Annotated in this window: 12 protein-coding genes; 4 read left to right on the forward strand and 8 right to left on the reverse strand. The window is 61.4% G+C overall.

Annotation, left to right across the window (positions count from 1 at the left end):
* Nucleotides 1-78 precede the first annotated feature (78 nt).
* Together AARI_RS09255 and rpsT are read left to right on the forward strand one after the other, a co-directional pair.
* Nucleotides 79-648 carry a type II toxin-antitoxin system PemK/MazF family toxin gene (locus AARI_RS09255; protein WP_013349037.1) on the forward strand — a complete coding sequence of 190 codons (570 nt, stop codon included), beginning with the start codon at nt 79-81 and terminating at the stop codon, nt 646-648.
* A 170-nt stretch (nt 649-818) separates the two neighbouring features.
* The gene (rpsT, locus tag AARI_RS09260) at nt 819-1079 is read left to right on the forward strand and encodes a 30S ribosomal protein S20 (protein ID WP_013349038.1); all 261 of its coding nucleotides are present in this window, start codon (nt 819-821) and stop codon (nt 1077-1079) included.
* Between the two features lie 154 nt (nt 1080-1233).
* Here rpsT and holA read toward each other — a convergent pair whose 3' ends face one another.
* Genes holA through leuS form a run of 5 tightly spaced genes read right to left on the reverse strand, consistent with a single transcriptional unit; the run spans nt 1234 to nt 8625 of the window.
* Nucleotides 1234-2226, reverse strand: a complete 993-nt coding sequence (gene holA / locus AARI_RS09265) for a DNA polymerase III subunit delta (protein WP_013349039.1) — start codon at nt 2224-2226, stop codon at nt 1234-1236.
* Between the two features lie 34 nt (nt 2227-2260).
* Complete coding sequence (locus AARI_RS09270; protein WP_013349040.1) at nt 2261-4528, reverse strand: ComEC/Rec2 family competence protein; 2268 nt, start codon at nt 4526-4528, stop codon at nt 2261-2263.
* Nucleotides 4525-5172 (reverse strand): ComEA family DNA-binding protein, encoded by a 648-nt coding sequence (locus AARI_RS09275; RefSeq protein ID WP_013349041.1) that lies wholly within the window; start codon nt 5170-5172, stop codon nt 4525-4527. The genes AARI_RS09270 and AARI_RS09275 overlap by 4 nt, the downstream gene beginning before the upstream one ends.
* 15 nt (nt 5173-5187) lie before the next feature.
* Entirely contained in the window at nt 5188-6126 is a 939-nt protein-coding gene (locus AARI_RS09280) for a DegV family protein (protein WP_013349042.1), read from the reverse strand.
* 9 nt (nt 6127-6135) lie between these two features.
* Nucleotides 6136-8625 carry a leucine--tRNA ligase gene (leuS, locus tag AARI_RS09285; protein WP_013349043.1) on the reverse strand — a complete coding sequence of 830 codons (2490 nt, stop codon included), beginning with the start codon at nt 8623-8625 and terminating at the stop codon, nt 6136-6138.
* Nucleotides 8626-8913: 288 nt separating this feature from the next.
* Here leuS and AARI_RS09290 point away from each other — a divergent pair, with 288 nt between their 5' ends.
* The gene (locus AARI_RS09290) at nt 8914-10764 is read left to right on the forward strand and encodes an ICP22 family protein (RefSeq protein ID WP_013349044.1); all 1851 of its coding nucleotides are present in this window, start codon (nt 8914-8916) and stop codon (nt 10762-10764) included.
* A gap of 90 nt (nt 10765-10854) precedes the next feature.
* On the opposite strand, the gene glpK is transcribed toward AARI_RS09290, so the two are convergent.
* The 3 genes from glpK to AARI_RS09305 are packed head-to-tail and all read right to left on the reverse strand — an operon-like array spanning nt 10855 to nt 14860.
* Nucleotides 10855-12375: a glycerol kinase GlpK gene (glpK, locus tag AARI_RS09295; RefSeq protein WP_013349045.1), complete on the reverse strand. Its 1521-nt coding sequence runs from the start codon at nt 12373-12375 to the stop codon at nt 10855-10857.
* 17 nt (nt 12376-12392) lie between these two features.
* A complete protein-coding gene (locus AARI_RS09300; RefSeq protein ID WP_013349046.1) occupies nt 12393-13121 on the reverse strand; it encodes an MIP/aquaporin family protein in 729 nt (242 codons plus the stop codon).
* Nucleotides 13122-13180: 59 nt separating this feature from the next.
* Nucleotides 13181-14860, reverse strand: a complete 1680-nt coding sequence (locus AARI_RS09305; protein WP_013349047.1) for a glycerol-3-phosphate dehydrogenase/oxidase — start codon at nt 14858-14860, stop codon at nt 13181-13183.
* A 106-nt stretch (nt 14861-14966) separates the two neighbouring features.
* On the opposite strand from AARI_RS09305, the gene AARI_RS09310 reads away from it, so the two are divergent.
* A complete protein-coding gene (locus tag AARI_RS09310) occupies nt 14967-15974 on the forward strand; it encodes a sugar-binding transcriptional regulator (RefSeq protein WP_013349048.1) in 1008 nt (335 codons plus the stop codon).
* Nucleotides 15975-15982: the final 8 nt, after the last annotated feature.

The following is a 15982-nucleotide window of genomic DNA, read 5'->3' on the forward strand; positions in this document are numbered from 1 at the left end:
GTTGGATTAGCTTCCATTCTGTCATGATTTCCGCGTCATCTCATATTTCGACAGCCTGAAACTGATAGTTTGTCGTGCATGGCACTGAATCCACAGAAGATATTTAGCATCGTCATGCGCGTGGTCAAGGAGATCAACAAGGTCCGCGCAGGTTCCACCGGCAATCGACCAGCCAGCAACCGAGGAGGCAGCAGCCCCCGAAGCACAGCTTCCCACGGCTCGTCTTCACACGCCGGGCGCGGCTCTTCAGCGGGCACCGGCTACCCAGGTGATTACCGTAGCGGGATTCACTTCGAGTACAACCCTTCGAAGGACGGCAATGCCGACCCGGGAGAAATCGTGTGGACCTGGGTCCCCTATGAAGAAGACTACTCGCAGGGCAAGGACCGCCCCGTATTGATCGTGGGACGCGATAACGGATGGCTGCTTGGCTTGATGCTCACCAGCAAGGACAAGAACAATTCGGATCAGCACAACCCGAATTACATGGATATCGGCACCGGCGATTGGGACCGCGAGCGTCGCCCGAGCGAGGTCAAGCTGGATCGCATCATTCGAGTTGATGAGCAGGCCGTGCGCCGTGAGGGAGCGATCTTGGATCGGGCGCGATTCTCGAATGTGGTGAACGTCCTAAACGAACGCGCATAAGCACTCGTTGCCAGCTTCCTTATCTGATAGTGTTAATCCTTGTGTGTTGCGCAGGTTGGGCAACACGCCCCCTTCGGGTCGCCATAGGTGCCCCACACCGCTCAGTCGATGGCCTGAAGGATGAACCCTCTACCGACCGTATAAAACGATAAACGAGAGAGTTTATTAAAGTGGCTAACATCAAGTCCCAGAAGAAGCGTAACCTGACCAACGAGAAGGCACGTCTACGTAACGTAGCTGTCCGTTCCGAGGTTAAGACCGTGATCCGTAACGTCAACGAGGCAGTAGTCTCCGGTGACAAGGAAAAGGCAACCGAGGCATTGCGCCTGGCTGGCAAGAAGCTCGACAAGGCTGTAAGCAAGGGTGTTCTGCACAAGAACAACGCTGCTAACCGCAAGTCGGCTATTGCCAAGAAGGTTAATGCCCTCTAAGCCGAGCTTAGACTTCATCATCTCCCCCGTACTCATTGAGTGCGGGGGTTTTGTTTTGCCCAGAAACCCTTGATATACGCTTGAAGTGTGAAACGGCAACGGGCACGCACGAACGATTCGTGCGTGCCCGTTGCTTGTTCCCAGTCGGCAAGACTCAGCGTCGTGGAGCCTTGCCCGCGATGAACATGATTGCATGTTCCAAGGCGTATCCCGGCGAACGGCTGCCGCCCTTGACCATGCGGTCCGTATTGGCGATTTCCTCTACGCACAGCGCAAGATCCCCGCGTTTCCAACCACGTGCCTGCTGCTGCGCCTGCTGAACCTGCCAAGGCGCCATGCCCAGCTCAGAAGCTAGGGAAGCAGCTGGCTCGTTGACCCCAGCGACCTTGGCTATCTGCCGCACCTTCATCGCCAAGGTGGCCACAATGGGAATCGGATCCGTACCAGTGCTCAGCGAATGGCGCAGCGTGCGCAACGCCAAGACTGCATTGCCGGAAATCGCGGCGTCGGCAACCTTGAACGCGGTCGCTTCAACACGACCACCATAGTATTTGTCGACCATATCCTGGTCGATCGTTCCGGTGGTATCTTGGATCAGCTGGGAGCAGCTCGATCCCAGCTCGGCCAGCGAATTGCCTACCGCGGCAACCAATGCTTTGACCGCATCGTTGGTGATTCGACGCTTAGCGGATTTGAACTCGGCCTGGACGAAGTCGATCTTCTCGGCGTCCTTCTTCACCGGCTGGCAGTTGACGATCAAGGCGCCAGCAGCTTTGATCGCGTCGAGCAGCTTCTTGCCACGGGTACCGCCGGAGTGATGCATGATCAGGACATTCTCTGGCGCCTGGTCCTTCAGGTAGGCCAGCGCATCCTTGAGGAAGTATTCGTTCATGTGGGCCAACTCGTGGACTTCGACCAAATTGGCGCTGGAGAACAGCGACGAGCTGGTGGCCAGCAGCAGTTCACCGGGTTCGTACTTGGCCGCGTCCAGGCGGGTATGCTGGATGTCTTCGCGCACGGCTGCTTGGGAACGCAGCAGTTCGAAGGCGCGGGAGGCCAGATAATCTTCTGAACCGCTGAGCAAAATCAACGGTTGCGGGCTGAGCTCCCGCCATGAGATACCCGGATTTGCTTGGGCGCGTGCCATCGAACTCCTTAGTGCATTGGTCGATATACCGATCCTACCGAACTGGAGTACCTAGTGAGGTACCCAGAACACCCTCAGTGGTAAATGTGAGCAGTACGGTACCGGATTGATCGGTCCGGAAAACCTCAGCCCCGATCTGCTTCGCCACTTCCAAGGTCTGCGGATGCGGGTGTCCATAGCTATTGTCTTCGCCCACGGAGATCAACAGCACCTGCGGATGGATCTGCTCAAGAATTTCGGTTCCACCGTTACGCGCCCCATGATGGGATGCCTTCAAAATCGCCGCGGGTCCTTGCGGATGCAGCTTCAGCAATCGATCCATCGCCTCGGTTTCCATATCGCCGGCGGCAAAGAAATCGACGATTCCGTTCTTTGTGGCAAAGCTGAAGCGCAGCACCAACGACGTATCGTTGGGTTCGGCAAACTGCGCGAACTTCGCCTCGGGTCCGATCACTTCAAAGCGTATATCCCCGGCAACTTGCTGCGTTCCCGGTTCCAGCACCTGCGCACCGGGCCACAGTTCCAGATCGAAGCCGGTGGATACCAAGCGCTCATCGATCTGCACGCCAGAATCTTCCAATTCCTCGACTCCACCGAAATGATCGTTGTGCGTATGGGTAATGAACACCTTGCTCAATGACTGGATCCCCAACCGATCAAGGCATGCCAGCAGTCCACTTTCCGGTGGGCCGGTATCAATCAGCCAGCCGCGGGCATCACCCAGGTTGATCACGAAAGCGTCGCCCTGGCCAACATCGCACATGGCAATACTCCACTGCGGGGGCACCTTTTCGCGGTAGAACAACGTCGCAGGCAGCACCAGCGCCAGCACGCAGACCAGAATCGCTCCCAGCACCCCCAGAGCGACCTGGCGTACCCGCAACTTCTCGGTCTCCCGCCCCACAATCAGCAACGTGCATAGCACCACTGCGAGCATCACAGCCAAGATAATTCCGCCCAGTCCCTCGGGCCAGGGCCGGGCAGCCCCGGGCAGTCCCGAGGCGAAATGGGCAACTTTGCCAATGGCTTCAGCCAGAAGGCCCGGCACCCAGATCAAGACGCCGGAAAATCCCGGCAGCGGCGTGCACAGCAGCAGGCACACCATGCCCACCGACGTAATCAGCGGCAACAGCGGAGCCACCAGCAGGTTGGTAGGCAGCGAGTACAAGCTGAAATTCGAATTCAACGCAATGATCACCGGCAGGCAGGTGAATTGCGCCGCGCAGCAAATTGCGGTCAGCTGGGCAAGGCACGATGGGAGGAACTGGGCAAGTATTTCGGTCAGCGCCGGTGCGAGCATGATGATGCCCAAGGTCGCCAGCACCGAAAGCGCGAAAGCCGGTTCAGCCCCCAGAGAGCGATCAGCTACCAGCAGCACCGTGCCGGTCAGGCACAGGATTCCCAAGGAGCCCTGGCCTCGTCCCAGCAGTACCGAAATCACCGCGATGCTGCCCATCAGGCTGGCACGAAGGACACTGGGATCTGGTCCGACAAACCAGGTGAACAGCCCCACCACGCCGATCGTCAAGATCGCACTTGGCGCCCGTGGAACGCTGAACAGCCGGAAGAGCACCAGCACGATCGCTGCGATCAGCGCGATATTCGATCCGCTCACGGCTGTCAGGTGGCTCAGGCCGCTGGTTTTCATGGCATCACCCAATGCCTCATCCTGCCCCGAGCGATCCCCGTAGAGCATGCCCGGAAGCAGTGCCTGCGCGTTGTCGGGCAATTGCCCCAAGCTGAGCACGAACCGTTGTTTGAGGAAGTCGGCGGCCGTAGGTTCAACCCAGGATCTGACCTTCGGCTCGCTGGCGGCCCGGGCCCACCAATCGAAGGAACCTGCCTGCGCTGCGTCCAAATCGAGGATCACCTCGAATTCCCCGGCATGAGCGGGCAACCCGTACTCAACGCTCAGGTACACCGGCACCTGGCATTGCACCCACCGGTCCTGGTTCCAATACCGTTGGATTTGCGCTGGACCGGCCGCCGACGCGCCCCCTTGCGCTGATGCCGGATCCTGGAAGCTGACCACGGCCCGTCGCTGCTGCTCGCTACCGGCTGGCAGCTGGCACGGCGGGTTGGACAGCCCCAGCATGCTCACGGCAATCAGCCCGAGCAGCAAGATCAGCGGACCGCTAAACCACGGTGCTGAATGGGCCTGGTCATGGCGGGCTCGAAGCAACAGTGCCAGCAGCAGCACAAGCAGCGCGAGCGAACACCACAACACCCAGGCCGGCAAGGTGAAATAGGCGGCGACCCACGCCCCGGCCAACAGCCACAGTCCGCGGAAGTCGGTGTTCACGGGACCACCAGCTCACTGAGCTGGGAAAGCAATGCCGGGCCGATGCCGGATACCGCGTCCAACTCTTCCACAGAGGTAAACGGGCCGTTCTTACTCCGGAAGTCGATGATCCGCTCAGCTAAGGCCGGGCCGATTCCCGGCAGCTCTTGCAGGGTTTGGGAATCAGCGTTGTTGATCGATATCTTCGAGCTGGAGGGCGCTGGTTGGGCTGAAGGCAGTTGTTCCCCCGGTGCAGTGCCGGGCAGGATGACCTGCTGTCCATCGACCAGCTTGGCGGCCAGGTTCACCAGCTGCGGTTGCGCGTGCTTGGACAGTCCGCCGGCAACGTCCACAGCATCGGTAATCCGTGAGCCTGCTGGTAGCTGGTATACCCCGGGCTTCTTGACCGCACCGACCACGTGCACCGTTACCCCGGGGCCGGTTGTGGTCGGCGACGCCGGGGTTTGCAGCGGATCGCGAGTCGGTTCGGAGACCAGCGGAACAGTTTCCAATTCCTGTGCCACCGGTGGCGGGGCGAGCAGGATGGAAATCGCAATCCAGGCGAGCACCACAATGACCAGCACCAGCACGGCCACGCGCGAGATCGCAAACCTGAGGCGACCGGGACGTGGCGCGTACTTGCTGAAGAAGTCGTGGCGGCCCATAGGCCACAGTCTGCGCTATTGGTGCTTTTCGGTATCCAGGAATGATGCCGGTTGTGGATTCAGCGGGGCGGCGCACACGCCAATCACGCCCATCCCGGTATGCGCTGCGAGCACCGCGGGCAGCGATTCGACGACCACCGGGCCGGAGCTGAATGGGGCCAGTTCGGTGGCGATCTCCACGGCCAGTTCTTCGGCGCCAAAATGCATGACCCCTAAGCGCACCTGGCCGGTGGCTTCGCGGGCGTCATGCAAGGCCAAGGAAACCAGCCGTGCGGTGGCGCGAGCGAAGGAGCGCGGCTTTTCCAGGGCGATAATCGCCCCGTCGCTGATCCCGAGGATCGGCTTGACGTTCAGCAAGCTGCCCAGCACCGAGGACAGCGCGCTGATCCGCCCGCCGCGGCGCAGCTGCTCCAAGCTGGGCACCGCGAAGTAGACGGTGTTGGCGGTAGCGGTCCGTGCGATCTGCTCGAGCATCTGCAGCGGCGCGCCGGCGGACCGGGCCTGCAGCACATCAGCCACGGCAAAGCCCTGCGGCAGGCAGACGGTGTTCGAGTCGATTACGGTGATCGGCGCGTCAAAACTGCGGGCAGCCAAGCGGGCGGCATCCACGGTGCCCGACAGCGCCCCGGACATGTGGATGGAAATGATCGATTCGCAGCCTGCATCCAGCAACTGCCGGTAGGCGCGTTCAAACTCTCCGGGGGCCGGGCGTGAAGTTTTCACCGCCTTGCCCATGGCCAGGCCCAGCAGCAGCGCCTGCAGGTCCTCGCCATGCACGTGGTTGTCCACGATGATCGGGATCGGCACTTGGATGAAGTCCGGCAGTGCGCGCAATTCCTGCGGCAGGCACGAAGCCGAATCGGAAACTACCCCGATCCGGGTACGAGAAAGCCCGCGCGGGGCCAGCCACTTGGGCAGCCAGCCCGCGCGCGAGCTTTTCTGTCGTTCAGTCATGAGCTGAGCTTACGGGGCGGGAACCACGTTCACGAGCTTCGGCGCACGCACGATGACCTTCAGCGGTTCCTTGCCATCGAGCATCCGGATCACCGACTCGTGGGCCAGGGCCTGCTCGCGCAGTTCGTCCTCGGTGATGTCTACCGAAACTTCCAGGCGGGCGCGGACCTTGCCCTTGATCTGCACGACCGCGGTGATGGTGTCATCGACCAGCAGCGACTCGTCCACTTCTGGCCACGCACTGGTGACCACCGATGGTGCGTAGCCCAGGGCTTCCCACATGTCCTCGGCGGTGTACGGGGCGAACATGCTCAGCAGCTGGGCGACGACGGTGGCCGCTTCGCGTACTGCCGGGTCGGTTGCGCCGGCACCGGAGTCGATGGTCTTGCGGGTCGCGTTGACCAGCTCCATCGTCTTGGCGATGACCACGTTGAACTTGCCCGAATCCAGCAGCTGCGCCGATTCGTGCACGGTGCGGTGGGTGACCTGGCGCAGTGCCTTGTCCCCGGCCGCGTAATCCGCTCCGGCTTCGCTGGTGGTGTCCTGGGCGATGCGCCAAGCGCGGGCCAGGAATTTCTGCGAACCCGATGGGGACACATCGGCCCAGTCCACGTCATCCTCCGGCGGGGAGGCGAAGATCATGGTCAGGCGCACGGCGTCCACGCCGAACTTGTCCAGCTGCTCGCCCAGGTCCACGCCGTTGCCCAGCGACTTGCTCATCGCCTTGCCGCCGTTCAGCACCTGGCCCTGGTTCAGCAGCGCGGAGAACGGCTCGGTCGCGTCGATCAGGCCCAGGTCGTGGATGACCTTGGTGAAGAAGCGCGAGTACAGCAGGTGCAAGATCGCGTGCTCGACACCGCCGACGTACTGGCCCACCGGCATCCAGTCGCGTACTGCCTTCGGATCGAATGGCCCTTCGGTGTAATCCGGGGAGACGAAGCGCAGGAAGTACCACGAGGAGTCCACGAAGGTGTCCATGGTGTCGGTGTCGCGCTTGGCATCCGCCCCGCACTTAGGGCAAGCCACGTTGACCCATTCCTCAGCTGCGGCCAGCGGGGAAGTGCCCTTGGGAGCCAGCTGCTCGCCGCGCAGGTTATCTGGCAGGCGCACTGGCAGCTGGTCATCGGGAACCGGAACCTCGCCGCAGTCAGCACAGTGGATAATCGGGATCGGGGTGCCCCAGAAGCGCTGGCGGGACAGCAGCCAGTCGCGCAGGCGGAAGTTGATGGTGTGCTTGCCGGTGCCGGCAGCTTCCACGATCTCAATGGCCTTGGCGATCGCCGCACTCTTCTCCAGCCCGGTCAGCTCGCCGGAGTTCACCAGCTGGCCTTCCCCGGCGGTGGCGGTACCGGTTTCGTTCGGGTCCTCTTCACCGGTGTCCACGACCACGCGCACTGGCAGGTCGAAGGCGCGGGCGAAGTCCAGGTCGCGCTGGTCGTGCGCAGGCACGGCCATGATCGCGCCGGTGCCGTAGTCGGCCAGCACGTAGTCGGCAGCCCAGATCGGCAGCTTCTCCCCCGAGAGCGGGTTGATGCCGTAGCGGCCGGTGAACACACCGGTCTTCTCGCGTTCGGTGGACTGGCGCTCGATTTCGCTCAGCGCCTTGACCTGCTCCTGGTATTCCTCCAGGGCGCCGCGGTGCTCATCGGTGACCAGCTCGCCGGCCAGCTCCGCATCGGCGGCGACCACCATGAAGGTGGCGCCGTACAGGGTGTCCGGGCGGGTGGTGAAGACCGGGATCTGCACCGCAGGCTTGGCGTCGGTGGCTTCGATCTCGAAGGTCACCTCGGCGCCTTCGGAGCGGCCGATCCAGTTCTTCTGCATCAGCAGCACGCGCTCAGGCCAGTGGCCCTTGAGCTGGTCCATGTCTTCAAGCAGGCGATCTGCGTAGTCGGTGATCTTGAAGTACCACTGGTTCAGCGACTTCTTGGTCACCGCGGTGCCGCAACGCTCGCAGGCGCCGTTGACGACCTGCTCGTTGGCCAGCACGGTCTGGTCCTTCGGGCACCAGTTGACCGGGTGGTCCTTGCGGTAGGCCAGGCCCTTGTCGTAGAACTTGTTGAACAGCCACTGGGTCCAGCGGTAGTACTCGGGATCCGAGGTGTGCAGGCGGCGATCCCAGTCAGCGGAGATCGCGTAGCGCTTGAAGCTGGCAGCCTGGGTGTCGATGTTCTTGTAGGTCCACTCCGCAGGGTGCGCGTTGCGCTTGATCGCGGCGTTCTCCGCAGGCAGGCCGAAGGAATCCCAGCCGATCGGGTGCATCACATCATAGCCGCGCAGGCGCCAGTAGCGTGCGACAACATCGCCCATGGCGAAAGCCTCGGCGTGGCCCATGTGCAGGTCGCCCGATGGGTAGGGGAACATGTCCAAGACATAGCGGCGTTCGCGGCTGCCATCATCGGCGGGCTTGAACACCTTTAGTTCGTCCCACACCGGAAGCCACTTGGACTCGATGTCCTTGAAGTCGTAGGTCCTGGGTTCGTTCGTCGATGATGTCACGCTGCTCTTCTCACACCTTTGCGGAAATATTTCCGATAGGAAAAACTTGCTATTGGTTCCAGACACAACAAAAGCCCCCAAATTTACACTCGGGGGTACGGCCAGCAGGCCGCGCTTAGACTAGGTTGCGCTGAGAATTCATATCGCGATTCTATCGCATATCCCCTGCCCACGCGCGCATCGATGAAGCGCAAGATTGAACACAGCGGCCAGCACCACGCTTGAGCGCTTATCCACATCCGGTCAGTGCGCCGCATCAAGCCGTTTGCAGTGTTCGATCATGGTGCCATGAGTACGCCGCATTTGATCGCCAGCATGCGCACCGCGTGTTCGGCAGCACTGCACTTCGGGCCCCAGCTGTCCGGGGCCGTGCTGCTGCGCCTTGGCTATCTGTGCCTGGCGCTGTTCACCGCCGTGGGCAAGGCCGTGCACCAAAGCGGGGATCCGCGCCTGGTTCTGGCGCAACTGCAGCTAGTCGAGCGGTTCTCGCAGCAGCTTCATCGCGACCAGCTCGCCGGGGCCCTTGATGCTCAAGCCAGCGGCGCGCACGCGCTGAGCTTGGAAAGCTACGCCGCACTGCGCCTGCCCGAAGATGATCCCCACGCCATCACCGATGACCTCTTTGCAGGTCCACCTCCTGTGGTCCAGGGACGCAGCTGCCATAAGAACGCGGAAGAGCTGCTGGCAGCCTGGCTGGGTATCGCCTACTTCGAAGCCCAACGGCGCATCGCCGACGCCCACCTGCTCATTGGCCGGCGCACACCCGATGGCAGCATCTGCGCACCGCGCTTCACCGAACTCGCCAAGCTCTATGACCAGGGCACCGCCAACCGACGCGCCATCGCCAGCGCGGCCCGCCGCTTGGAAAAGCTCGAGCCGCAGGACACCACTTTCGAGGGCACTGCTACCGAACTGGTGGCCCGTGGGGACGATGGCCGCACCTTGGATGAATTTGCGGCGCAAACACTGAAGGATCTAGGCCCCAGGGCGGCTCAAAAGAAGATCAATTCCGCCATCAAGACCTACAAGCAAACTCATGGAAAGCAGCTGCCACCCAAACTCGGATTCTTCCCCGGTCCGGTGGTAAACGGCGTGCACTTCTTCTCCCTGCGCACCAACGCAACCGACGCGCAGCTGATTCATTCTGTATGCTCCCAGTCCGGCAATCCACGCACCGAAGCCGGCCGCGCTGATCACCAGGCATCTCAAGAGCAGCCCGAGGGCGCCGGTGAGGATATTGAGCAGAACGACGAAGCTGAAGCTGGCACACAACAAGAATCCAGCTCGGCCTGCCAGGAGCCAGGCCCCGTACCGGAGTGGTTGCGCAGCGAGCAGCCTATGCCACCGTGGGCCGCAGAAGCATCAGAGGACGACGCCGACGAGCCCGACGGCGAAGAACACCCGCCCAATACCGAAGCGCACGATGATCCAGCCGCCGAACCTGATCAGCCCCTTCGCCGGCTGAACGCATTCATGGCGCTGCTGCGGGCCCCCTTTACCGGCGGCAAGCGAAAGGTCATCATCCCCAAGTGCGTTGTGTATCTGTGGCACGCTGACCTGCAGAACTTGGCCGATGCACACGGAATGAGCGCCAACGGCGTGGACATCCCACCCGGAGAACTGCGCCAGATGCTGGCGCGGGCAAATATCATCCCGGTGGTCCTGGGCGGCAACAGCCAGGTGCTGGATATGGGCCGGCGCATGCGCTATCACCAAGGGCCCATCCGGGAAGCGATCCTGGCCCGGGATCGTGGCTGCATCGTGCCCGATTGCACTGCGCCGCGAGATCAAGTTGAAATGGATCATTATCTCAAGGCCTGGTCTGAGGGTGGAGAGACCAGCGTGTACTCCGGTGCGGGCATGTGCACCAAAGATCACCACAAGCGCCATGCCGGCCAGCTCAAGGTTCTCGATGTCGACGGACTTCCCCACGTGCTTTTGCCCGAACACCAGGACCCCGAACAGATTCCGCGGCGCAACACCTACTGGGATGCGCGGCAGGCAGGCGAATCCCCCGCCCGCACCAACTCAGGTACGTGCGATTCTTGCAACGGCACCGCCCCTACCGGCGCTCCTAGAGCGCATTTCCCGGGGTCCGACGATGATAACGAGGATCCGCTGGCGTCTGACGGTGCCTGAATCAGACTCCGGGTTAAACCGCAAACGCTCGAACCACCATCACGGTGATTCGAGCGTTTGCGGTTTTCAGCGGATCAGCCCACCAGCGGCCTAGGCCTTGGTGTCTTCATCGACCCAGTCGAAGGTGCGGGTAACAGCCTTCTTCCACAGGCGCAGGCTGCGCTCACGCGTAGCCTCATCCATGGCTGGCTCCCAGCGCGTATCCTCGGACCAGTTCGCTTCCAGCTCGCCCAGATCCTTCCAGAAGCCAACGGCGAGACCTGCAGCATAGGCGGCACCCAGCGCGGTGGTCTCGGTGACCTTCGGACGGACCACTGGTACGCCTAAGATGTCGGCCTGGAACTGCATCAGCGCTTCATTGGCGACCATGCCGCCATCGACCTTCAGCTCGGTCAGTGGAACCTCGGCATCGGCGTTGACCGCATCCAGAACTTCACGGGTCTGGAAAGCCGTAGCCTCCAAGGCCGCACGAGCGATGTGGTTCTTGTTCGCAAATCGGGTCAGGCCCACGATCGCGCCGCGGGCATCCGAACGCCAGTACGGTGCGAACAGCCCGGAGAAAGCTGGAACGATGTACACGCCACCGTTGTCCTCGACCTTGGCTGCCAGCTCCTCGATCTCCGGAGCGCTTGAAATCATGCCGATGTTATCGCGCAACCACTGGACCAGGGATCCGGCCACAGCGATCGAGCCTTCCAAAGCGTAGACCGGTGCTTCGTCACCCAGCTTGTACGCCATGGTGGTCAGCAGGCCGTTGGTCGAGTTCACGATCTCGGTGCCGGTGTTGAAGATCAGGAAGCAGCCGGTGCCGTAGGTGTTCTTCGCGGTACCTGCGGTGAATGCCGCCTGGCCGAAGGTTGCAGCCTGCTGGTCACCCAAGATGCCTGCAACAGGAACCTCGCGCAGCAGCTGGTTGGTGTGCACGGTTCCGTAGACCTCGGAGGAGGAACGGATTTCTGGCATCATCGAGCGCGGCACGCCGAAGTCTGCCAGGATCTTCTCGTCCCACTGCAGGGTCTTCAGGTCCATGAACAGGGTGCGGGAAGCATTGGTCACGTCGGTGACGTGCACGCCGCCGTCAACGCCACCGGTCAGGTTCCACAGAACCCAGCTGTCGGTGGTGCCGAAGAGCAAGTCGCCGGCTTCGGCACGTTCGCGAGCACCTTCGACATTGTCCAGGATCCACTTGATCTTGGTACCGGAGAAGTAGGTGGCCAGCGGCAGGCCCACGGTCTGCTTGTAGCGTTCAAGTCCTTCATCGCCAGCCAGCTCTTCGACGATGTCCTGGGTGCGGGTGTCCTGCCAGACAATGGCGTTGTAGACGGCCTCGCCGGTGCTCTTATCCCATACCACCGCGGTTTCGCGCTGGTTGGTGATGCCGACAACCTCAATGTCGTGACGGGTCAGATTGGCCTTGGACAGCGCCTGGCCGATCACTTCGCGTACATTGTTCCAGATTTCAGCTGGATCATGCTCGACCCATCCTGCGGCTGGGAAAATCTGCTCGTGTTCCTTCTGCCCTACCGAGTGGACCTCACCGGCATGGGTGAAGACGATCGCACGGGAACTGGTCGTTCCCTGGTCAATGGCAATAACGAATTTTTCACTCATGATTAACTACTCTCCTTCTAGAAGATTGCCGCGGCAAACGCGCCGCCGACGATACCGCCGATTGCTGGGCCAGCTAGTGGAACCCAGGAGTATGCCCAGTCCGAACCGCCCTTGCCCTTGATTGGGAGCAACTGGTGCGCCAAGCGTGGAGCAAGGTCACGGAATGGGTTGATGGCGTAGCCGGTGGCTCCACCAAGGGACAGGCCGATGGCAACAACCAGCAATGCTACGGCCAGTGGGCCCAGCTGGTGCGGAGTCTTGCCCAGGCCAGCGATCACGAAGACCAGGATGAAGGTACCGAAGATCTCGGTGACCATGTTCCATCCGTAGGAGCGGATAGCCGGGCCGGTTGCGAAGACGCCCAGCTGGTTCCCGGCATTCTGCGGGTCATCAAGGTGCTTCTTGTAGGCCAGCCAGACGCCCACGGCACCAAGGAATGCGCCGATGAACTGCGCCAGGAAATACAGCAAGGTGTTGGCCAAGGTGATGGCAACTCCCGGAGCGTATTCGGTGACGTCGCTATTGACCATCAGGCCCAAGGTCACCGCAGGGTTCAGGTGCGCACCGGAAATACCGGCAACCCACACGCCGCAGTAAACAGCAAAGCCCCAGCCGAAGCTGATGGACAACCAGCCAGCGGCGCTACCTAATGTGCCTTTCAAGGCGACATTGGCGCAGACGCCGCCACCCATCAGCAATAGTACGAAGGTGCCGAGCATCTCGGCGAAAAACACGTGAGTGGACATCATTGACCTCTTAGGTGATTTCAACTGCCGGCAGCAATCTGCCGCCGGCCAAAAGCAGATTAATCCAGGAGAACTCCGTGGGAATCTGCAAGGACCGAGACAGAATGGTCGATCTCGGCTTGGATCTGGGACTTGTCCCAGCCCATCGGATCAGCGAGGCAGTTAGCGACCTCGATCACCAAATTCTTTGTTACCAGGCCACGGAAGGCCAGATTGGTGCGGCGGATGAAAACGTCGATCAAGCGGCCGACCTGCTCGTAGTTGGCCATGTAGGCCAATTCTTCGCAGCTCAGTTCCTTGGTGTGCTCCAGCAGGGTCTCGTTCTCGCCGATGGCCTCGAGCAGCGCGTCGGCGCCGGTTCCATAGCGTTCAAGCAAAATGCGCAGGCGTTCGCGTCCGGCACGGCTTTCACGTGCTGCGAACCAGGCGGCAACTTCGCCGTCGTTGCGTGGGAAGTTCTTGCCGCCGCCGATAGCCACCCCGGCGGTGGACTTCACTTCGCGGGCACCCAGGAATTCCAGGGCCTTGCCGCCCAGGTTTTCGCTCAGTGCGCGGAACGTGGTCCACTTGCCACCGATCAGCGAAAGCATGGTGGTGGTGTCTGTCAGGCGGGTTTCCTTGATCTGGTAGTCACGGGATACGAACCCTGGAGCGGTATCGTCGTGGCTTGGGAGCGGGCGGACGCCGGAGAACTTGTAGACGATCTGCTCTTCGGTGGCCTTGATGCCCGGGAAGACGTGGTGCACCAGGTCGAAGAAGTACTCCACTTCCTCATCGGTGCATACCGCTGGTTCGTTCATGTCGTGCTCGAGGTCCGTGGTGCCTACCAGCACGCGGCCTAGCATCGGGTAAATCAGCACGATGCGGCCATCTTCATGTTCGAAGAAGATCTCGCGGCCGCCGGTAGCGGCAAGCAGTTCCGGGTGGTCCAGCACGATGTGCGATCCCTTGGTGCCACCAGTCCACTTGGTTTCGCGTCCCAGATCCTGGTTGGTCATGTCGACCCATGCGCCGGTTGCGTTGATGATGACCTCGGCGTCGAAGTCGAATTCTTCGCCGGAGAGCACGTCGCGCAGCTTGGCGATGCCTGATTCGACTCCGGTCAGCTCAACGTAGTTGCTGGCTCGTGCCTGGTCGTTGGCGTTCAGCCCTTCGCGCAGCACATCCAGGGTCAGGCGTTCGGGGTTGTGCACCGAAGCGTCGAAGTAGGTGGCGGTGTACTTCACGTCATCGCGCAGTTCCGGCAGATCTTCGCGGGCGGCTTTGCCGGCCTTGAAGTTGTGCCAAGGGGTGTTGCGTCCGCCGATGCCAGCGAACACGTCATACATGATCAGCCCGGCCTTGATCAACGCTGCGCCGCGTTCGGTTGGCTTGCCGGACTTGTGGGTCAGGAAGCGCATCGGTGCGCTGAGGATGCCCGAGAAAGTGGAGAAGATCGGGATGGTGGTCTGCAGCGGCTTCACATAGTGCGGAGCGATTTCCAGCAGCGAGTTTCGCTCCTGAACGGATTCATGAACCAGACGGAACTCGCCGTTTTCGAGGTAGCGGATGCCACCATGGATCATGTGGGAGCTGGCGCCCGAAGCGCCCTGGCAGTAGTCGCCCCGCTCGATAAGCGCCACATCAATCCCCTGCATGGCAAGGTAACGGAAGGTTGCAACTCCGTTGATGCCACCGCCAACAACCAGAACCTTCGCCTGCGGACGTTCACGCAGTTTGGCTAGCTGTTCCCGAATCACGATTTGTGCCCCTTATGTAACTAGTGAATAAGTCTGAAGCTAGTCTTGTTACTAAACGGCAAATCGGTCAAACAAAATGCACAAACGTGCAGAAGTGGTCTGAATCATGATGAAATCTTCATCCGGCGGCACATATAAGCGGGGGCTGACTGGCACATCCGTGCAGAGCACCCCGAAAGCCAAGGACGCGCTGCGCGCCGCACAGCTGTACTACCTGCAGGATATGAAGATGGAAGTGATCGCCAAGGAGCTGGGAACATCGCGTTCCACAGTCTCCCGCCTGCTATCCCATGCCAAACGCACCGGCATGGTTTCCATCAGCATCTCCCCCAGCGCGAACATGTCCGCACTGCTGGGAAACCAGCTCTCCGAGCACTACGGCGTCAGCTTCAACGTGGTGCCCACCGACGGGAATATGGATGATTCCGAATTGCTCGCCCGGGTCGCCGCGCACGCGGCCTACCTGCTGGGCGGCATGGTTTCCTCATCGATGACCGTGGGCGTTGCGTGGGGCTCGACCATGCAGGCTGTGTCACTGGCGTTGGGCTCGCACCCAACCCACGACACGCAGATCGTGCAGCTGAACGGTGCGGCGAACCCGGTAACCAGCGGCGTGCGCTATGCCAGCGACATCCTCACCCGCTTCGGCCAGGCATTCACCGCCCGCACCGAGCAGTTCCCGGTTCCTGCCTTCTTCGACCGCGCCTCCACCCGTGAAGCCATGTGGCAGGAAACTTCCATCCGCCGCGTGCTGCAAGTTCAGAAGGAAATGAACCTCGCGGTCTTCTCTCTGGGATCGGCCGCCTCCGCGGTGGCTTCCCAGGTGTACCGCGGCGGCTACCTGACAAAGGCCGAAACGCAGGAACTGCACGAAATCGGCGTGGTCGGCGATGTGGCCACCGTGTTCTTCGACAAGGACGGGAACAGCTCCAATATTTCGCTGAACGCCCGTTCCACCGGCCCCAACCTCGAAGCCCTGCTCAAAGTGCCGACACGTTTTTGCGTGGTCGCCGGACGGGGCAAGCTGCAAGCCGTGCGCGGTGCGCTTAAAGGCGGGTTGATTACCGATCTGGTGATCGATGAAGGTACCGCACTGGCACTGCTGGACGGGTAGGGTTAAAC

It is taken from the genome of Glutamicibacter arilaitensis Re117, from assembly GCF_000197735.1.
Lineage (GTDB): Bacteria > Actinomycetota > Actinomycetes > Actinomycetales > Micrococcaceae > Glutamicibacter > Glutamicibacter arilaitensis.